Below are 19,561 nucleotides of genomic sequence, written 5' to 3' on the forward strand. Positions count from 1 at the left end.
TAGCGAAAAGTGTAATAACATGAAAAATATAGGGGTGGTGTTATGATACTTTTAACGATAGGAGCAATTTTATTAACGTTGTTTATTTTCTTTATTATCGGCTTTATTACGTTTATGATGTTTGTTGATAGGGCGACACCTCAAATTTATTACACACCTTGTGAATCAGTGACAGTGAAATCTAAAGGTAAACATAAAAGGAAGAAAAGTTGAAAGTTGGCTTTTCTTCCTTTTGTTTTATCTGATTTTTCTGTATAATTTAAGTTAGTTATTTAACTAACTTAAAGGGTGGTTATAGAAATGGCAAAACCGAATGTTGTTAATAAAGAGAAGTTACTGGAAGCAGCAAAAAAAATTATTGCAGAGCATGGGATGGAAAAGTTGACATTAAAAGCAGTTGCAGAGAGTGCTCAAGTTACACAAGGTACCGTATATTATCATTTTAAAACGAAAGATCAATTATTACTGGAAGTAACTGAATCGTTTTGTAAAGCGTCGTGGGAACAAATAGGAAAGGATGTACAGTTAGAAAAGGCTTTGCAGTCTGCCGAAAGTAGATGTGTGAAAGATTCAATGTATCATCATTTGTTTTTTCAATTAGTAGCTAGTGGATTACAAAATGATGCGATGAAAAATAAAATTGGTGGATTGTTACATTATGAAAACCAACAATTAACAAGAGTGTTAAATAAAAATATAGGAGGTACAATGACATCTCAAATTTCAACTGAAACGTGGAGTGTTTTATGTAATGCATTAATTGATGGATTGGCCTTGCAAGCCTTATTCAATCCATCTTTTTCTAGCGACAAAGTATATGGTGAGTTGCACCTGTTATTGGAAAAGTTCATAGAGCTACAAAAGGGAGGTAATGGTAATGAATAATAAACTTTGGCTCACTATTTTATTTTCTATCGGCGTTTGGTTTTTTGCCTCAGCGTTCTTCATTATTTTCGGTTCTTCTGTTTTATTAGAATACACTTCAAATAGATTTCTTCTACAATTGACGTTTCTTGAATTAGCAACAGCGATAGCTTTATACTTTGTAATGTGGTTATACAAAAGACTAGATACTACAAAATATGCAGTAATTAAGTTAGGTATATGCGGTACAGCAATCGGTTTAATTTTAGATACTTACATTTTATATAATTCTTCTAATCTATTCTCACAATTCTCCTCACAGCAAATTATATCATTTACCATTTGGATGGTGATTGCTTACGCTCTTTATTTAATAATTCCTTTCGTTATGGAACGAAAAAAACTGTTATAAAGAGGATTTTTATCCTCTTTATAACAGTCACATCCCCGAAAGAACTAACAACAATAACCCAAATAAAAAACTAATAAAGGAAAGAAAACCGATACATATGGAGAACACACGGTTGTTTCTCCATTCGCGCCAGAAAGTGATAAAACCTAATATACAAAGGAAAAACCAAATAGGAAGAAATAGGAACTCGCTAATTTTCTCGGGAAGTAACGCATAAAAAGTTGATAAATATAAAATCCAATTTGTAAAAAATAAAATGCAAACGATAATAGATTGTAAGTAGGGACGTTTGGAAAAATCCCCCTTTTTTACAGTTGCTAAAATAATAGTTAGCGCTGAGAAAAAGGCAATGAATATGAAAATAAGTAAGAGTAATGTAAGTGTCATTTACATCTCCTTTATAAGAGTGTTTTTTACAAGAAATGAATCTATTAAATTATATGCTTGTTTTGTAGAGTGCCCGTTATATTTTTCAGTGTACGGATTTAGAAAACCATGTTCACCGGGTAGTTGCTGTATTTCTAATAAAGGGTTCTTTTGTTGCTGCAACGATTGAATGAAAGAGGATACTGAAAAACTAGCTTCTTTTTCAGGGAATATAAGTAAGGTAGCACATGTTGGTTTCATATGAATATAGTCACGTATACGGGAACCGTAGCATCCGATAATAAAATCTATGTTCGGATTGTTACTACATAGCCATGAGATGGTAGCACCAACACTAAAGCCGATAAGTCCAATATGTGTGTAACGACTAGAAAGATGAGTAATGAATGTTTCAATTTGCTTTTTTCCATCTTCAAATCCAATATGATTCATAAAAAAATGATATGCTTTTTCTTCATCACTATAAGGAAATGCATGTTGTGATTGTAGCAGATTAGGACAGAATACATCTATATGAGATGAAGTGAAGTGGTCAGTAACATGATGCATATGATCGTTCACACCATATATTTCATGAACAGCAATGAGAGCTAATTTTTTCTTCATATCTACAAAGTACCTCTATGAAACTTAAATTCTTTCTCAACAAGGCAGATACGTAGGTGGAAGTTTTCGTACCATTGCTCACGACCTCTTTTTTTCGCTTCTTTATGTAAGACGTTCTGTTTCCAATTTTCAATTGCTTCAAGTGATTCCCAATAAGAAATTGTGATTCCAAGCCCTGCATGATCTCGCGCACTTTCTACACCTAGAAATCCAGGTTGCTGCTTTGCGAGTTCCTCCATTTTATCGGCAACTGTACTATAATCTGCTGTATCATTAGATAAATTGGAAGTGAATATAACTGCATAATAAGAATTGTTTTTTTCTACATTAGATGCCATTATTTTTCCCCCTTAATGTATAGTGTGAATAATTAATCCATAGTTTGTATTTTAGCAGGTCACAAAAAGAAAAGAAGTAGAAAATTCTTATTTTTTCAGCTTCTGTAAAATAGAAGATAGAGGAAATGTATAATAAGTAATCTAAAAAAAGAAAAATGCCACTTCAAAAAAAATGAAGTGGCATTTCTTATATTTCCTCTAGGCTATTAACTGGAACTGTTAATTCGCGTCCTGGGTTTTTTACTTCATATATGCGGGCGGTTTCATTGCTCTCGTCGACGTGTTGAATCATAACAGGCATGCCTTGAAAACTAACATTCGCTTGCTCTGCTGACACAGAAAGCTCTTTTGCACGTTGAATATTCATTTATATTCCTCCCATCATTATTATCTTTGCTAAAAAAGAGGAATAATATACCATTTCGAGACATTCTTAAAGTTTTTGTATTATTTGTAATGTTTCTTTAATAAATGAAGAGAAGATCGAATCAGGATAGCTATCTATTGTTTGAACGGCTTCTTTTGCCTCTTTTAAGGCAGATTTTTTATCTTGAAGTTCTATATAGCAAAGGGCACGATAAGATCCAGCTGTTAATAACCACGATTGATCAAGTGGATGACTCATATAATCTGGTATGGTAGCGTGTTTTAATGCTTCCAAAGCTTCCTTATAACGTTTTAAACCATACAAAGATTTTCCTTTTTCAAGATAATACAGTCCGTCGTCTTGGAAAATTGGATCATTTTTTAGTTTTTCTCGAAATTGTTCTAGATGTTCTAATGCGATTGTATATTCATTCGTAATAGTGTTGTAGTAATAAGCTTTTAATATATCTATATTTGCAGCGGATAAAGTATCTTCTGTAAAAATGGCAAATTGCTCCGATTTTTTTATGTAATATAAATATTGTTCTTTATCAGTTGTGATGATTTTTTGATAAGATAAAATGCGATAAAATTCATCTGTTTTATAATACACTTGATGTTTTTTTGAAAATGCAAGTGCATCTAAAATGACTTTTTCACATTTTTCATAATTGCCATATGCGAGTAAAATAATTGCTTCTTTTAAGTATAGTTGTATATGTGTAATAAGATCCATTTCTAAATTCTTCGCTTTATATTCATCACGAATTGTGGCGATCATCTGTAAACATTCTTTATATTTTTTCTGCTTGAAGAGCATATAGTAAAACAGTAGTTTCGTTTCAGTACTTTCGCGATACAAAGTATATTTTTCAAATATAGAAACAGCTGCTTCAACGTAATATTCAATATTATAATCGTTCATAATAGCCGCTCCAGTTATGAACTGTTTATATAAACGTGCTGTATTTAAAGTTGGAGGTAAATCTGTTTGAACGATAGGTAGTAAAGTTTTGTATACTTCGTCGCCATTTGCCTTTATTAGTGGCTCCATTTTTTGAATGAGTTCTACAATTTTTCCTTCATCTTCTTCTAATAAAAAGCTCGGTTCACATTCAAGTTTTTCTGCAATATATTGTAACGTTTTCATAGAAGGTGTAGCTTTTCCATTTTCAATTTGACTAAGCATACTTTTTGTCAATTCTGAACCTGCTAGTTCAGTTTGTGTAAGTTTTTTTTCTTTACGTAATGCTTTAATTTTTTCGCCGAGAGTTGCCATATTGTAGCTCCTTTATAATCAAAAAGTTAAATACAATTAAACTTTTTTGTTGTAATAATTGGAAAGTTGATTATATAATAAGTTTAACACAATTTAACTTTTAAGGGGAGAGTGTCAGAATGGAAGATGTAAGTATAGATCAAAATGATTCAAGAATGAAGATTGCAACGAGAAATATCATTTTAATGATGATTGGAAAAATGACGTCTTTATTAGGCGCAGGTATTTATACGTTCGCAATGGGGTTATACGTATTAAAGACAACTGGTTCAGGGATGGGGTTTGCTACTACGCTCGTTTGCGGATCACTTCCAAGGATGATTTGTGGGCCGATTGCGGGTGCTGTAGCTGACCGTGTGAATCGAAAATGGCTTGTCATTGGTACTGATTTATTAAGTAGTTTAACGATGCTTATCATGTTTATCCTTGCTACTATATTTGGACCATCACTTCTTTTTATTTATATTTCAGCAGCATTATTATCAATTTGTGCAAGTTTTTATTCTGTTGCATTAACTTCGTCTATTCCTAATTTAGTAGATGAGGGGCGTATTCAAAAAGCGAGTGCTTTAAATCAAACGGCAGCTTCTTTATCAAATATTTTAGGACCAATTATTGGCGGAGTAATATTTGGTTTCTTTTCAATTCAGTCGTTCTTTTTGTTAAATAGTATTACGTTCTTTTTAGCGGTTATTTTGCAATTGTTTATTGTATTTGATTTATATAAAAAAGAAGTGGCTGAGAGTAAAGAGCATTTCTTGACGAGTATAAAAGAAGGTTTTTCATATGTAAAACGACAACATGAAATATATGGTTTAATGAAAATAGCATTGTGGGTAAACTTTTTTGCTTGTGGGCTAACCGTTGCACTGCCATACATTATCATACGTACATTGCATTTATCTTCAAAGCAACTCGGAACTGTAGAGGGAATGTTAGCAGTCGGAATGCTAATGGGTGCGATTACTTTATCAGTGCGTAAAGAAGTGAATAATCCGTTTCGTTCTATTTATACTGGACTGTTTTTGTTTGCAGGTTTAAGTTTATGTACAGTATTCCCGTTGTTAGTTACCATTCCAAAAGTAGCAAGTTTTATTTACTATATTGCTTTCATGATGTTAACTGGTATAGCAATTATGGTTGTCAATATTCCGATGCAAGTACATATGCAAAAGACGACAGATCCGAGCTACTTAGGGCGTGTATTTGGCCTACTTGAAACAATTGCGACTGCAATCGCACCGCTCGGTATGATTGTATATGGATTATTGTTAGACATGTTGCCAACTAGCATTGTTATGATGACAATAGGCGGAGGTTTATTGTTAGTTGTATTAGTTGGAGTAAGGCAACATATGGCGAAAAAACAAGTGGATGTGTCGGCTTAAAAACAAGAACATAATAAAAATGACCAAATTAGTATTTTAGTTTTTGAAACTCTTTTTCATGTATGTTACAGTATAGTGAGCAGGCAAAGAAAAGGAGACAACAGCATGAAAAAATTAAGTTTTGTTATGCTTTTTCTATTAGTCGTAATGGCTGGATGTAGCAATTATGACACATATATTGAAACAGGTATGCAATCATTGAAAGATGAAAAATATAGTGATGCAACAATGTGGTTTGAAAAAGCAGAAAAAGAGAAATCAGGAAATGAAGCGAAATCATATAAAGAAATAGCCGAGAAAATGGATCACGGAGCAACGGCATTAAAAGACGGTAAGTATTTAGAAGCGAAAGACATTGCAAATGAAGTGTTACAAATGAAAAAAGACGATGCGCTTGAAACAGCTGTAACATCAAATGCCGAAAATATGCTTCAAAAAGCAAAAGATGTAGAAGAGAAAGTGAATGAAAGAGTAGCAAAGCGTAGAAAAGTAGAAGAAGAAGGAATTGATAAACTTATTAAAGCTGTCGATAGTATAGATGATGTGAAAGAAAAAGAGAAAAAAGTTTCAGAAGCATTAGATAAGGCTGAAGAGGCACAAGCAAAAATTGAAGCGAAGAAAAATAAATAGAGTTATAGCTTAAAAGACTGTCGTGTAAAGCGACAGTCTTTTAATTTTTTGTTGCATAAGAAGTGATGTTATGTAGTAAAAAAGAAATAATTTTAGAATTCCACCTGTCCTCATGATGAATCGTATAAATGTTACGTTGAAATTCAAATTCAGGGATCGGTATGTAGCGTAGTTCATTTCGTTGTACTTCTTGTTCAATAGCAAGTTTAGAAATAAAGGCAACCCCATTACCGTATTTTAAAATTTGTTTCATCGTTTCTAATGAATCTAATTCAATTTCTGATTGGAATGTAATGTTATGAGCTAACATCCATTTTGTAAGTAAATCTCTCGTTGTAGATGGATTACGATGTAGTAATATGCGTTCCTTTTCGATATCTTGTAATGATAGATTTTCTTTCTTTGAAAAATGATGTTCTTTGGAGAAAGCAAGAACAAGTGTATCAGGCATTACATTCGTCTGTTTTAAAGATGATTCATCAAACGGTGCTGCGGAAATTACATCGAGATCAATTTCATGATTTTGTAGCATCGTTCGAATTTCAGGAGCTGTTTTTACCATGAGTGTTATTTTTATATTTGGAAATTCACATTGAAATTGATATACAATTTCTGGTAAAAGATAAGTCGCTGGTACATAGCTAGCGCCAATTGTTATAGCGCCTTTATGAAAATCTTTAAACTCTTGCGTGACCCGTCTAGCCTCTTTCATAAGTGCATCTATTTTACAAGCATAATGATGCAACGCCTCACCAGCCTCTGTTAAGAAATACCTTCCCGAACGTAATTCGAATAAAGATACACCGAGTTCCTCTTCTAAGCTTTTTATATGGAATGTAATAGTAGGTTGTTTAACACCTAGTTTTTCTGCAACGATCGTAAGCTTTTTGTATTTCTTAATAAGCACTACAATTTCTAATTTTAAGAGATTCATTATGAATTGCCGCCTTTTTTATTTTAACTATAGAAAAAATCTATAGAAATAAATAGTTTATTAGAAGTTTTTTAATTTAATCTTTACAGTACATTAACATTCAGTATAAATCTTCCATATAGAATGAAAGCAGGTTAAGAGTGAGGGGAGAGAGGTGAAACGATGGATATTAAAATTAGTGGATTAGAAAAATCATTTGGAAAAGTACAAGCGTTAAAGTCGTTACAAATTGTTATGAAACAAGGTGAATTCACCACACTTTTAGGACCTTCTGGATGCGGGAAAACGACTTTACTTAGAATGATTGCAGGACTGGAAGAGCCAGATAAAGGTGAAATATATTTTGGAGATACGTGCATGTATTCTTCTTCTAAAAAAATAAAAACATCTCCTCATGAACGTAATATAGGTATGGTATTTCAAGATTTTGCTTTATGGCCACACATGACTGTATTTGAAAATGTTGCATTTGGTTTAAGAGCTACAAAGCAAACGAATCAATTACGGGAAAAAGTAGAAGAGGCAATAAAGCGAGTTCGCTTGCAAGGAATGGAGAAACGTTATCCGCATGAACTTTCTGGCGGACAGCAACAACGTGTCGCATTTGCGAGAGCGATTGTAACGAAGCCACATTTCATTTTGTTTGATGAACCGCTCAGTGCACTCGATGCAATTTTGCGAGAAGAAATGCGGTTAGAGCTTATGGATATCGTTCATTCCATTGGTTTAACGGCATTGTATGTAACCCACGATCAAACAGAAGCGATGTCAATGTCAGACCAAATTATTGTCATGAAACAAGGAGAAGTATTACAAAAAGGAACACCAGAAGATATTTATGTGAAGCCATCTCATGAATTTGTTGCAAAATTTGTTGGTAAGGCAAATTGGCTTGTAGAGGGGAAACAAATGGTTCGTCCAGAGCATGTGAGCTGGACAAAAAATGAAGTGTGTGAAATGTATACAGGTGAAATCCAGAACGTTACATATGTAGGAGAGCGTTATGAAGTGAAAGTAAATATGGGGACACTCGGAATATGGACAGCTTATCACAATAGTAAGCTAAGCATCGGAAAGCCAGTATCGTTATATGTACCGAAAAAATGTATTCACCATATAGGGGGAGAATCGTATGAAGAAATTCAGTTCGCTTAAGTCGTTATTTGTATGTACTTTATTATTTTCTGCCGTAGTAACAGGGTGTAGTTCAAAGACAGGTAATGCAGATGCAAAAAGTAAAACTACGAATGAAAAGAAGATTGTTGTATATAGTGCAGGACCAAAAGGATTAGCAGAAAAAATTCAAAAGGACTTTGAAAAGAAAACGGGTATAAAAGTGGAAATGTTTCAAGGAACAACAGGTAAAATTTTAGCGCGAATGGAAGCCGAAAAGAAAAATCCAGTCGTTGACGTAGTCGTACTTGCATCTTTACCAGCGATGGAAGGATTAAAAAAAGATGGACAAACGTTAGCTTATAAAGAAGCGAAACAAGCTGATAAGCTTCGTTCTGAATGGTCGGATGATAAAGGACATTATTTTGGATATAGTGCTTCAGCGTTAGGAATTGTGTATAACACAAAAAATGTGAAGACAGCGCCTGAAGATTGGAGCGATATAACAAAAGGAGAATGGAAAGGGAAAGTGAATCTTCCAGATCCAGCACTTTCAGGTTCAGCTTTAGACTTTGTGACAGGATATGTGAAAAAGAATGGAAAAGATGGATGGAATTTATTTGAACAGCTTAAGAAAAATGAAGTTACAGTAGCAGGGGCAAACCAAGAAGCGTTAGATCCAGTTGTAACAGGAGCAAAAGATATGGTCATTGCGGGTGTTGATTATATGACGTACAGTGCAAAAGCAAAGGGTGAACCAGTTGATATTGTTTATCCAAAAAGCGGAACAGTTATTAGTCCACGTGCAGCAGGTATTATGAAGGATAGTACAAATGTAAAAGGTGCAAAAGAGTTTATTGATTATTTATTATCAGATGATGTACAAAAACAAATTTCTAAAGCGTATTTATTACCCGGTAGAACAGATATAAAAGCGGAAAATAGACCGAATGTGGAAGAGATTCCAGTATTACATATTGATTGGAAAACAGTTGAGAAAGAACAAGATGAAATAGGAAAACAATTTAAGAAAGTATTTCAATAAGATGGTGATTACATGGTAAATCGATTTGGATCAGTAAGGCAAGTTGGGATGACGGTAGCGTTGTTACTTGTGGCGATGTTAATCGTCATTCCGCTTTTTCTCATTTTACTTTCTAGTGTATATGAAAATAGTAGTTGGAATTTTTTAAAGCCGTTTGAAGTGATGCAGAGTGGTGGATTAGCTGGAATTTTTCTGAATTCGATGCTTCTAGGTGTACTCGTAGTAATAGGGGCAACTATCTTTGCATTTCCACTAGCTTTCATTATGAGCAAAACAGATGTTGGAAAGCATAGCAAGTTAGATATTGTTTTTATGATTCCATTTATGACACCGCCGTATATTGGATCGATGGGCTGGATTTTGTTCATGCAACCGAACGGATATTTTGAACAGTTTTTTCCGATGCTAAAGACGGTTTCATCTTCGTTCTTTAGCTTAGGAGGTATGGTTTTAATTATGAGTCTGCATTTATTCCCATTTCTTTACTTCATGTTGAAGAATACATTACTTCAAATTGGGAGTAGTAAAGAAGAAGCGGCAGCAGTTCATGGCGGAAGCTTTTTCTATCGTTTAAGAAAAATAATATTACCGTTATTAGTATCAAGTTATGTAATGGGTGCTTTACTCATTTTCGTAAAGACGATTGCTGAATTTGGAACACCGGCTACATTTGGACGAAGAATCGGATTTCATGTGTTAACATCAGAGATTCATAAATTTATTTCGAGTTGGCCAATCGATTTTAGTAGTGCAACAGCATTATCTTCTTTATTACTTAGTGCATGTATGCTCATTTGGTATATGCAAAACGTATTAAATCGAAAGTATTCATATGCAATGGTTAGTGGAAAAGGTGTGAAATCTAAAAGGTACACTTTGTCTATATATGTGCGCGTTGTAGCATGGGTTTATGTAATTGGTTTATTAATCGTATCAATTGGAATCCCGTATTTTTCTATACTGATTGCTTCTTTGTCAAAATTAAGAGGCGGAGGCTTACAGTTACATAACTTTACAACGAGTCATTATGAAGCATTATTTACAATCGGATCTCCAGGATTAGAAGCTCTATGGAACAGTTTTCTTTTTTCACTTATAACAGCGATTATTGCTGTTATGATTGGCGTCTTTTTAGCACTTATGATTCGAAAGGGGAAAAAGTCCTCTGAAAAATGGCTGGATATGTGCGGTATGTTACCGAACATGGTACCAGGAATCGTAATGGTTGTAGGGCTTATTTTATTTTGGAATTCCCCCTATATGCCCCTGTCCATTTACAATACACCAGTCATGGTAATCGTAACGTACGTTGTTCTTTTTTTACCTTATACAGTGCAGTATGTAAAAGCATCGCTCGGGCAAATTGATGATTCTCTCGTGCAGGCAGGAAGTATTTTTTCTGGGAATTATATGTATATTTTTAGAAAAATAATATTCCCTCTTATCATCCCGGGTATTCTTGCCGGATGGGCGATGACATTTACAATCTCGATAAGGGAGTTAGTAGCATCGCTTCTCGTACTACCTCCATCGGTAGAAACGTCAGCAACATTTATTTTTGCTCAATTTGAACAAGGAGAAGTATCTATTGGAATGGCGATGGCTGTCGTTTCAGTTGGACTTACAACACTATGTTTATTACTTCTGCAGCATATGGAGCACAAACGAAAAGGGGTAGCATGATGAGGGTAGAAGTGTGGGGAGGAGCGGGAGAATACGGTCGTTCCTGCTATTTCGTAAAAAATAAAGAGACAAAAATATTATTTGATTGTGGTATTAATCGGTCATATGAGGATAGTTATCCAAAAATAGAACGAGAAGTTGTACCGTTTTTAGATGCAGTATTTTTGTCACATATTCATGAAGATCATACGATGGGCTTACCTTTATTAGCGAAGTATGGATATAAGAAAAAAATCTGGACAACTCGTTATACGAAGGAGCAACTCCCAGCTTACTATGAAAAATGGAGAAACTACAATTTGGCGCAAGGATGGCATGTACCTTATACCGACCAAAATGTAAAAGATTTAAATTATGTATATATTGATGAGATTAGCAATCCGAATGAATGGGTACAGATTACTCCTACATTGCGTTTTCAATGGGGGTATAGTGGGCATGTATTAGGAGCTGTTTGGTTTTTAGTGGATATGAGTCATACATATGTATTCTATTCTGGCGATTACTCAGCAGAGTCTAACATACTACGAGCGAATTTACCTGAGAAGTTGCACGGCGATATAAAAGTCGCAATCGTAGATGCCGCTTATCATACTGATGATGTTTCGCAACATGAACGAATAAACGAACTATGTACAGAAATTGAACGCGCCGCCGGGAATAAAGGGATAACATTACTACCATTGCCCCCCCTTGGTAGGGCGCAAGATATCGTATTGTATTTATATAAAAAATATAAAGAACTCCCTATTATAGTAGATCAAGAAATTTTGGATGGATTTCAACAGATGTTCGCATATAAAGATTGGATCAAAAATAATGAAGAACTTGAAGAGCTAATGGAGAGTTTAAAAAGAAACATAATAGTTATGGATGATGACGGCGGTGCGCAACATAGTTATGGAATAGTTGTAATGAGTGATGCGAATATGCAAACGAAGCGAGCACAGTTATATTATGAACAACTTCGGCATGAAAAGCGAAATTCTATTATCTTTACTGGACATATTGCGAAAGGGAGTTTTGCAGAAAAAGTTTTGAAGGAACGTGTAGGTAAAGAATGTAGGGTGAAGCGAGTTCCATATAAAGTTCACCAAAGTATAAGAGATGTGAAAGAGATGTTAAATACATTATCACCAGAACATACGGTGTTAGTACACGCTTTGAAAGAGGATACGGATCGATTACAGAAAAAGCTTAGCACCGCAGGGTATGAAAATGTATATTCACTTACTATGGAACGAATAGAAGTCATTTGAAATGTAAAGGGGATAGGTATATGAAAAGCGTATTTGTATTCGTAAGTATTTTCTTTTGTTGTTTCCTTTATAACGTTAAGGAAGGATTTGCCGCTAGTCCAATGACACCTAGTTTTGAAGTGAAGTTATTATTAAAGCCAGAACAAGTACTAGGTCCTAACAAAGAGATGAAGCAAGATGTACTAGAGCATTTCCAGGCTGGTACAAATTATGAAAGAATACAAGTACAGTTTTTAGATACTGCAAATAAAAATTTAAGTAATGAAGGCTGGTTTGCCAGAATACGAAAGAAAGAATTTAGTAAAGATTTTGAGCTAACATATAAAAAAAGATATCCTATTCCAAATGGTGTAATTCAAGATGCACTAGAAGTAGCTAAAAAAGAAGGATTCGATAGTAATACGGATAGTTATGAGGCGGAAATAGACTGGGGATTTGAAAAGAAAACGTTAAGTATTTCAAATAAGAAAAGTTACAGTGCGAAAGGATATGGAGTACTTGATTTACCAAACGAAAAAGCTGCTCAAAACATGTTAGTAGAAAAGTTACCGGGGAAAATGAACAAATGGTTGTATACGAATTGGGGAGAAGAGATGTTAAGGGATTCCCGTATTTACGGTCCGGTATTAATGAAAAGGTATACAGGGGAGTTTGAAAATAGTAAAACGAATATTGAAGTTTGGCCACTAAGTAATACAGGGAAAATAGAAGATGATTTCGTAATAGAAGTGTCGTTTAAAACAAATGAGGAAAGTATAGCAAAAGAAAAAAGAGAATTATTAATGAAGAGTTTAGAACAAAAAGGATGGCTGTTACCAAAAGATAGTTTGAAGACAGAGCTTATTTTTCAGTAAATAGTAAAAAGGAATCCATATGCCATGGATTCCTTTTTATATATGAGTATTAAGCTAAATCAGCTGACACGAACATATCACTATTTTGAAGGTTTTTAGAGCGTAAACTATAAGCAACGACCTTCTTTTTATATTGCTTTACAACATCAACATGCTCTTCATGACTATAAATATAAAATGTAAAATCTTTTTTGCCGCGTTTTGCATTAATAATTAGAGGCGTACCCTCATTATGTGGCGGTGCGTAATAGCGATCTAAAAATAAACCTTCGTTAAAATCATGAATAATTTTGGATTTTTGTTCGCCTTCTAAGTTATTTCCATTGATTGTAACAGTCGCATTCTCTTCTTCCAGTTGCGGATGTGTTTCGTACTTGCTAATAATGGATTCAATAACAGTGTTAGGAAGGCTCGAAACGATAATTTTAAATGCCCCAAATACAACTAACATAACAATAAACCAAGTCGTCATAGTATATCATCCCCTTTTTCCTATTAAATAATATAACTCATATGATAATAGTACATATGGTGAACTTTTGTATAATTTGTGAAAAATTTTCTTTTTTTGAACGTTTTTTAACAAATGGAGCTTTGTAAAGAATGAGAGGGAATATTTGGTATGATAAAAATGTAAAGACGTTATATATTTTATAAGGGGGTTATAAAATGGGAAAATTAGATGGTAAGGTCGCTTTTGTTACAGGAGCTGCGATGGGGAACGGAGCTGGAATTGCACATGTATTTGCAGAGCTAGGGGCGAAAGTATTACTTGTTGATATTTCAGAGACAGTTCATGAAACTGCCAAAAATATCGTAAGTAAAGGGTTAGATGCTGCGAGTTATGTAGTCGATGTAGCTGATATGAATGCTGTTAAAGAAGTAGTGAAAGATGCATATGAGAAGTACGGAAAGATTGATGTGTTAGTAAATAACGCCGGTGTTATTCGACTTGCAAATTTTTTAGATATGTCAGATGAAATGCGTGATTTTCAATTTCAAGTAAATATTAATGGGGTATGGAATTTTTCTAAAGCGGTATTGCCATATATGATTGAGAAAAGTTACGGAAAGATTGTGAATATGTCTTCTGTAACAGGAACATTGGTTGCTGATGAAGGTGAAACTGCATATGCAACGACGAAAGCAGCAATTTGGGGATTTACAAAAGCATTAGCACGAGAAGTTGCAAAACATCATATTACTGTAAACGCAATTTGTCCAGGTTACATTATGACACCAATGGCAGAGCAAATAGCAAATGAATCTGATCCAAATGAGCCGAGTAATGTAATCGATGGAATTGCTTCAGGTGTTCCTTTAGGACGTTTAGGGAAAATTGAAGAAGTAGGTCAGTTAGCAGGTTTTTTAGCATCCGATGAATCAAGCTACATAACAGGTACACACATTGTCATTGATGGTGGTAGCACATTGCCAGAAACAGTTTCAGTCGGTGTAAAGTAAAAGGACTATGAATGAGAGTTTTAGTTCTTTCAATTATAACGCTAGAAGGAATCAGAAAGAGATTTCTTCTAGTATTATAATGTTATGTACTATTATTAGAAAAATCAATTTTGTTACAAAAAGTTGAAATCGAAGTATTTTAAAAGAAAAAGGTTTATAATAAAAATATAACTAATAACCACATTACTAATTATAAGGAAGTGTAACTATGAGTACTGTAGCAATCGTATATGGTATTATTCTTTCCACAATTATTGTTTTGTTTTTTGTTGGGGTTTCACGTTATATTCATAAATGGAAAGAAGGCGTTGCGAAATTAAATCACATTGAAGAAGAACTTAGTGATTTAATGTTACATCATGGTAAGTAAAAAGTTTATTTTTAGCTAAATAATGTGAAGGATATCACAAAGCATGTTCTCATTATGAGGCATGTTTTTTTGTTATGTGAATGATAGGCACATTCATACATTTTTTCCATACGATACAGTGTGAAAGCCGAAATGTTCGGAGTGGAAAAGAGGGATAAAATGAGTAGTTCAGGTTATGTTCCAGATAATAAAAATTTAAAGAAAAGTTCAGGAACTCCAAATCTTTTTTTTGATTCAAGAAAAAATATCTTTTTTAAGAGGGATGAGAAAAACGTTGCATATGAAGTTACGTCAACGCAGTTACCAGCGATGATAGGTGGAGCATTTGTTGATTTATTTATGACAAAAGGACATATGCGAGAACCGCATTGGCATCCGAATGCGTGGGAATTGGATGTTGTTGTATCAGGAGAAGCAGTTACATCCATCTTAAATCCGGAAACGAATCAATTGCAAAATTATCATGTAAAAGCGGGGCAAACTGTCTTTATTCCAATGGGATGGTGGCATTGGATCACAGCGGTAACAGAAGAAGTACACTTACATTTGTTCTTTAATAACGATCAGTTTGAAACAGCAGAAGGATCAGACATACTTAGATTAACACCGCCAGAAGTATTTCAAGCTGCATACGGTGTAAGTGCAGAAAAATTAGAGAAGGACCTTTCGCCAATTAAGGAGTCAGTTGTAATTGGTCCCCCTAACTTAAATCGAATAAAAGGTGTTAAAGAAAGTGGCGACTCAAATATAGTCGTTACGTTAAATGGGCAAATAACTTCATGTGAAATAGAATAACTCTTCCTTTTTAGGAAGAGTTATTCTATTTTGTATAATTTTGTAATTAGATTCGTTATAATTATAATATAGAAGGGAATATATGAGAGGGGGTATATTGTGAACATATTAAAAATTATAGGAATTGTTGCAGGATTCATTATAGTTCTAATGCAAATACAACATATTTGTTAGATAAGCTTGGAATAGAAAGAGTAAATGAAAGTATAAAAGAGTTAGAGCTTACCAGTCATGACAAGTTCTCTTCATATACTGCTTCATTATATATGAGAGGGTATGTAGAAAAAGAGCTTCATGAGCCAGAAAATCAATCGTTAGAAAAGATACGTAACATGTCACAGGATGAGTATAATCAACATGTGTTACAAATACATGAATGGATGAAAGACGAAGAAGAATGGAAAAAGCGGGATATCCCATTAAAGGTAGATATGGAATTTCAGCGAATTTGGTCAGATCGATTAGTGGGTGCAAATGCTAAAGATTATATGAGTATAATGGAAAAGATAAATAGTAGAAAGTATTTTCCAAAATCAATGCAAGAAGAAATCGAGAACATTTTCAAAGGAACAGTTAAAAATAATAAGTTCGAATATGCTGGTCAAAAAGGTGGTTCTACCGCATTCGTATTGACAAAAAGCTTGTATACTACAGATAAGAAAGGGAATAAAGTAGAAGCTGTCATTATGTTTAACGATATAGAAGATCAAATTGCATATCAAAAGTTGAGAAATAATGTAGACTATTTTATTCGAGATATTATAACAAGTGAGGAGTTTAGAAATAAATTATAATAGAATAATTTTATTATGTAAACAAGATGCTATTAAAGGTAGGTGTTAAGATGAGGTTGAAGGAGTATATGCTTGAAACGTTTCCAAATTTAGAACTTAGACCACCTAGAATACGACAGAAATAAAATTGATAAAGTATTTAATTGAATGTAGTCTATTTTAAATGAGGGAAATACCATATGGGGTGTTTCCTTTTTATTAATATGAAAATCAACATTTAAATTTGGCGGCACTTATTGTAAAAGTAAAGGGATTTGATGATAATGTATTGAATTTGGGTAGAAACGGAAAAAGGAGATGAATAAATGACAACAATATATTTCGTTCGCCATGCCCATTCTACCTATACAAAAGAAGAACGGGAGCGACCTTTATCTGAAAAAGGGCACTTAGATGCAGAGAATGTAACACGCTTACTAAAAGATAAACATATTGATGTTGTGATTTCTAGCCCGTACAAAAGAGCAATTCAAACTGTACAAGGAATTGCGAATACATATGATGTATCGATACAAATAGAAGAAGATTTACGAGAAAGGTTATTAAGTTCAGAGCCGGTAGCAGATTTTAATGATGCTATCGAGAATGTGTGGGAAGATTGGAGTTTTGCATACGAAGGCGGAGAATCGAATGATGTAGCGCAAAGGCGTGCTGTAATATGTATTCAAAATATATTAAAAAAATATGAAGATAAGAATATTGTAATAGGAACTCATGGGAATATTATGGTATTACTTATGAATTATTTTGACTCGAAATATGATCTTCAGTTTTGGAAAACCCTTCATATGCCTGACGTGTATAAATTAACTTTTGATAATAATTGTTTCATTTCTGCTGAAAGAATACAGTCTACAGATTATCAGATAAATAATTTGTAAAAGTTTATCAAAAAAAGAGGAAAGAGAGAAGTTATTGTAGAAGTATGACTTTGTAACATAAAAAATATGTTAAAGGAGGCTGTTTACATGTTTGAGAAAGAGAAAGAAGGGCTTATTGAAGTTCACAACGTATATGAAATTGTACCACCAGATGGAACAATTATTGGTATGGCAACGGAAGAAGAAATGGAAATTGCTGCTGAACTAGAGCTGCAGTACTATGCCCATTCTCGTTTGTTAGAAGCAAATATTCAGTTAGACGGTTCCTCCTACAAAGAGTTACTTCAGGAGTTCCAGGAGTACGAAAGAAAATCAATGAGCTTTTGGCGAGCAATACATAAGCGTTTAGCTGTGCCATGGGCATGGGTATTACGTATTGACGTTGCGAATGGTCCTATATATGTAAGTAATGGGAATGCGTATTACGAAGAAATCGATGATGAAGAAGATTATGAATAGATAAGTAAGGAAGCAGCTTTAGTTGCTTCCTTTTTTTATTCGTACAGATTGAACAGCTTCAATAATAATATCTGGTCGATCATTTTCTATACCATGACCAGCATGTTCGGCAAGTATATATTGGCTGTTTATTGAGATTTGTAATTGTTCATGAATCAGTTCTTGCCACATTGCTTCAAGTTGTGTCGCTTCCTCTTTTTGCATGCCGTCCTCAGTCAACTGAGTAATAGAATATTGAGGGTCTCTACCGATAACGATTAAAGGTACTTCTATTGTTTTATAGAGTTCTTTTATTGAGCGAGCACAATTTTTCCACTCCGATAGTTCAGAAGCTGTTGCTTTATATAATGTAGGAGAGGTAGAAAATTCAATTTGCTGTCTTGATTGATCGGCTAGCATAGTCTTTAGTTCATTAGAAAGCATCTCTACATCCATTTTGGAGTAGGTATTATATTTTTGAAGCCACATATCATCCGAATCAGTCTGATCAGAAATTGGTAAATGAAGTTCATCTAATCTGTGTAAGTTCATAGAAGTAGAATCAACTAAAATAAGTGATTGTAGCTTATTTTCATATAACATCGCAAAATGTTGTGCACATAAACCTCCATAGGAATGACCGATTAGAATGATTGGTTCGTGAATATCTAGTTTTTGTAGTAACATATGAAGTTCTTTTGTTGTTTGTAATGTAGTACGTGAATGATTCCCTAGCTCACTTTTTCCGTAACCTGGGCGATGGTAGGAAACGACTGTAAAGTGCTGTGAAAGCTTTTCTATAATAGGAAGCCAATCATAAAATGAGCAAGTCATTCCGGTTTGAATGACTACAGTTTGTTTACTACTTCCTTTCATATATACTTCTATAGTTTGCCCCAATACCTCTACAAATTTATAAATAGTAAACCCTCCTAACTAAGATTGAAGTAATTTTTGACAAGCAAAAACGATACACCAAACACCTATACCGAGTAGGACAGATGTACTAAGTGTAAATGAATTTTTCAAACCAATATAGACGATAAATAATAGTAGTGCGGATGCAGGAAATCCATATAATACACCTATAGCAAATTGACTTAATTCTTGTTTGTTCCCGCCTTCGAAAGAAATCCAAAATAGGCTCAGTAAACTTACGAGAGGAAGGGCAGCAATAAACCCGCCAATCGTACTATAATGTTTAGCTACTTCAGTAATAACACCGATAATAAGTGCCGAAACGATTACTTTAACGAGGAAATGCATATTTTGCCTCCTTCGCTAATAATGAAAAAGCTTTTTCAATTAATTGTTGTTCTTCTTTTGATAACTGTGATTCTAATATTTTTATCTTTTCTTTATCTAGTAAAGTATGCTTTTCTAATACTTCAATTCCTTCTTTCGTTAAAGTAAGGTTTACGACTCTTTCATCTTGTTTGTTTCTTTCTTTCATAATAAATCCTTTTTGAATAAGGCGTTTTACGTGCTCGGACGCTGTGTTATGAGAGAGAGTAAGTTCAGTAGCGACTTTTCCAATTGTTATATCTTTCTCACGAGAAACGATTTGTAAAATACGAATAGCTTGATGGGAAAGGTTGTCTTCATATTCGTATCGTAAGTGATAATAAATACTCTCCCAATGTTGATTGATGTCTTTCATA

General features: G+C 33.9%; 25 protein-coding genes and 1 pseudogene. 16 read left to right on the forward strand and 10 right to left on the reverse strand.

The features are described from left to right. Positions 1–42 precede the first annotated feature (42 nt). The 3 genes from ACTFSI_RS08685 (at position 43) to ACTFSI_RS08695 (ending at position 1,276) form a co-directional block, all read left to right on the forward strand. Positions 43–213, forward strand: coding sequence for a DUF3951 domain-containing protein (locus tag ACTFSI_RS08685; protein WP_000602240.1), 171 nt, complete (start codon positions 43–45; stop codon positions 211–213). 87 nt (positions 214–300) lie between these two features. Further along, the gene (locus ACTFSI_RS08690) at positions 301–885 is read left to right on the forward strand and encodes a TetR/AcrR family transcriptional regulator (RefSeq protein WP_001118314.1); all 585 of its coding nucleotides are present in this window, start codon (positions 301–303) and stop codon (positions 883–885) included. Next, on the forward strand, positions 878–1,276 hold the full coding sequence (locus ACTFSI_RS08695; RefSeq protein WP_001060578.1) for a DUF5367 family protein: 399 nt from the start codon (positions 878–880) through the stop codon (positions 1,274–1,276). The genes ACTFSI_RS08690 and ACTFSI_RS08695 overlap by 8 nt, the downstream gene beginning before the upstream one ends. 27 nt (positions 1,277–1,303) lie before the next feature. Here the strand turns inward: ACTFSI_RS08695 and ACTFSI_RS08700 are convergent, their stop codons facing one another. The 5 genes from ACTFSI_RS08700 to ACTFSI_RS08720 all read right to left on the reverse strand — a co-directional run bounded on the left by ACTFSI_RS08700 (position 1,304) and on the right by ACTFSI_RS08720 (position 4,252). Continuing rightward, complete coding sequence (locus ACTFSI_RS08700) at positions 1,304–1,663, reverse strand: hypothetical protein (protein ID WP_044790335.1); 360 nt, start codon at positions 1,661–1,663, stop codon at positions 1,304–1,306. Beyond that, complete coding sequence (locus ACTFSI_RS08705; RefSeq protein WP_139895807.1) at positions 1,664–2,269, reverse strand: dienelactone hydrolase family protein; 606 nt, start codon at positions 2,267–2,269, stop codon at positions 1,664–1,666. It lies immediately after the preceding gene. 2 nt (positions 2,270–2,271) lie between these two features. Further along, positions 2,272–2,607 carry an antibiotic biosynthesis monooxygenase family protein gene (locus tag ACTFSI_RS08710; RefSeq protein WP_044790333.1) on the reverse strand — a complete coding sequence of 112 codons (336 nt, stop codon included), beginning with the start codon at positions 2,605–2,607 and terminating at the stop codon, positions 2,272–2,274. Between the two features lie 187 nt (positions 2,608–2,794). Beyond that, complete coding sequence (locus ACTFSI_RS08715) at positions 2,795–2,974, reverse strand: H-type small acid-soluble spore protein (RefSeq protein ID WP_001025740.1); 180 nt, start codon at positions 2,972–2,974, stop codon at positions 2,795–2,797. Between the two features lie 66 nt (positions 2,975–3,040). Further along, positions 3,041–4,252: a helix-turn-helix domain-containing protein gene (locus ACTFSI_RS08720; RefSeq protein WP_440045326.1), complete on the reverse strand. Its 1,212-nt coding sequence runs from the start codon at positions 4,250–4,252 to the stop codon at positions 3,041–3,043. A gap of 119 nt (positions 4,253–4,371) precedes the next feature. Here ACTFSI_RS08720 and ACTFSI_RS08725 point away from each other — a divergent pair, with 119 nt between their 5' ends. Further along, positions 4,372–5,640, forward strand: coding sequence for an MFS transporter (locus ACTFSI_RS08725; protein ID WP_270363522.1), 1,269 nt, complete (start codon positions 4,372–4,374; stop codon positions 5,638–5,640). 105 nt (positions 5,641–5,745) lie between these two features. Next, on the forward strand, positions 5,746–6,270 hold the full coding sequence (locus ACTFSI_RS08730; RefSeq protein WP_000736427.1) for a DUF4398 domain-containing protein: 525 nt from the start codon (positions 5,746–5,748) through the stop codon (positions 6,268–6,270). 40 nt (positions 6,271–6,310) lie between these two features. On the opposite strand, the gene ACTFSI_RS08735 is transcribed toward ACTFSI_RS08730, so the two are convergent. Then, positions 6,311–7,204 (reverse strand): LysR substrate-binding domain-containing protein, encoded by an 894-nt coding sequence (locus ACTFSI_RS08735; protein WP_440045327.1) that lies wholly within the window; start codon positions 7,202–7,204, stop codon positions 6,311–6,313. 162 nt (positions 7,205–7,366) lie between these two features. Here ACTFSI_RS08735 and ACTFSI_RS08740 point away from each other — a divergent pair, with 162 nt between their 5' ends. The 5 genes from ACTFSI_RS08740 to ACTFSI_RS08760 are packed head-to-tail and all read left to right on the forward strand — an operon-like array spanning position 7,367 to position 13,158. Next, positions 7,367–8,359, forward strand: a complete 993-nt coding sequence (locus ACTFSI_RS08740) for an ABC transporter ATP-binding protein (protein ID WP_440045328.1) — start codon at positions 7,367–7,369, stop codon at positions 8,357–8,359. Further along, positions 8,337–9,362, forward strand: coding sequence for an ABC transporter substrate-binding protein (locus ACTFSI_RS08745; RefSeq protein WP_440045329.1), 1,026 nt, complete (start codon positions 8,337–8,339; stop codon positions 9,360–9,362). Before ACTFSI_RS08740 ends, ACTFSI_RS08745 begins: the two co-directional genes overlap by 23 nt. A gap of 12 nt (positions 9,363–9,374) precedes the next feature. After that, complete coding sequence (locus tag ACTFSI_RS08750; protein ID WP_044790328.1) at positions 9,375–11,045, forward strand: ABC transporter permease; 1,671 nt, start codon at positions 9,375–9,377, stop codon at positions 11,043–11,045. After that, positions 11,042–12,304, forward strand: coding sequence for an MBL fold metallo-hydrolase (locus ACTFSI_RS08755; RefSeq protein ID WP_440045330.1), 1,263 nt, complete (start codon positions 11,042–11,044; stop codon positions 12,302–12,304). The genes ACTFSI_RS08750 and ACTFSI_RS08755 overlap by 4 nt, the downstream gene beginning before the upstream one ends. 20 nt (positions 12,305–12,324) lie before the next feature. Then, complete coding sequence (locus ACTFSI_RS08760; protein ID WP_000843592.1) at positions 12,325–13,158, forward strand: hypothetical protein; 834 nt, start codon at positions 12,325–12,327, stop codon at positions 13,156–13,158. A gap of 49 nt (positions 13,159–13,207) precedes the next feature. Here the strand turns inward: ACTFSI_RS08760 and ACTFSI_RS08765 are convergent, their stop codons facing one another. Next, entirely contained in the window at positions 13,208–13,630 is a 423-nt protein-coding gene (locus tag ACTFSI_RS08765; RefSeq protein WP_000214597.1) for a YfmQ family protein, read from the reverse strand. Between the two features lie 197 nt (positions 13,631–13,827). On the opposite strand from ACTFSI_RS08765, the gene ucpA reads away from it, so the two are divergent. The 6 genes and pseudogenes from ucpA (at position 13,828) to ACTFSI_RS08795 (ending at position 17,921) form a co-directional block, all read left to right on the forward strand. Continuing rightward, entirely contained in the window at positions 13,828–14,622 is a 795-nt protein-coding gene (ucpA, locus tag ACTFSI_RS08770) for an SDR family oxidoreductase UcpA (protein ID WP_042512953.1), read from the forward strand. Positions 14,623–14,830: 208 nt separating this feature from the next. Continuing rightward, complete coding sequence (locus ACTFSI_RS08775) at positions 14,831–14,992, forward strand: hypothetical protein (RefSeq protein ID WP_000108701.1); 162 nt, start codon at positions 14,831–14,833, stop codon at positions 14,990–14,992. Positions 14,993–15,151: 159 nt separating this feature from the next. Next, positions 15,152–15,787, forward strand: coding sequence for a cupin domain-containing protein (locus ACTFSI_RS08780; protein WP_138322215.1), 636 nt, complete (start codon positions 15,152–15,154; stop codon positions 15,785–15,787). A 134-nt stretch (positions 15,788–15,921) separates the two neighbouring features. After that, positions 15,922–16,581, forward strand: a pseudogene (locus ACTFSI_RS08785) (serine hydrolase); the annotation flags it as partial. 305 nt (positions 16,582–16,886) lie between these two features. After that, positions 16,887–17,462: a histidine phosphatase family protein gene (locus tag ACTFSI_RS08790; protein ID WP_138322214.1), complete on the forward strand. Its 576-nt coding sequence runs from the start codon at positions 16,887–16,889 to the stop codon at positions 17,460–17,462. 87 nt (positions 17,463–17,549) lie between these two features. Beyond that, positions 17,550–17,921 carry a hypothetical protein gene (locus tag ACTFSI_RS08795; protein WP_000461775.1) on the forward strand — a complete coding sequence of 124 codons (372 nt, stop codon included), beginning with the start codon at positions 17,550–17,552 and terminating at the stop codon, positions 17,919–17,921. Positions 17,922–17,939: 18 nt separating this feature from the next. On the opposite strand, the gene ACTFSI_RS08800 is transcribed toward ACTFSI_RS08795, so the two are convergent. Genes ACTFSI_RS08800 through ACTFSI_RS08810 form a run of 3 tightly spaced genes read right to left on the reverse strand, consistent with a single transcriptional unit; the run spans position 17,940 to position 19,560 of the window. Next, positions 17,940–18,800 (reverse strand): alpha/beta fold hydrolase, encoded by an 861-nt coding sequence (locus ACTFSI_RS08800; RefSeq protein WP_000531706.1) that lies wholly within the window; start codon positions 18,798–18,800, stop codon positions 17,940–17,942. A 36-nt stretch (positions 18,801–18,836) separates the two neighbouring features. Next, positions 18,837–19,166, reverse strand: coding sequence for a DUF3147 family protein (locus ACTFSI_RS08805; protein WP_440045331.1), 330 nt, complete (start codon positions 19,164–19,166; stop codon positions 18,837–18,839). Continuing rightward, positions 19,150–19,560, reverse strand: a complete 411-nt coding sequence (locus ACTFSI_RS08810) for a MarR family winged helix-turn-helix transcriptional regulator (RefSeq protein WP_000651930.1) — start codon at positions 19,558–19,560, stop codon at positions 19,150–19,152. Before ACTFSI_RS08810 ends, ACTFSI_RS08805 begins: the two co-directional genes overlap by 17 nt. Position 19,561: the final 1 nt, after the last annotated feature.

Source organism: Bacillus cereus group sp. MYBK101-2 (assembly GCF_051918845.1).
Lineage (GTDB): Bacteria > Bacillota > Bacilli > Bacillales > Bacillaceae_G > Bacillus_A > Bacillus_A paranthracis.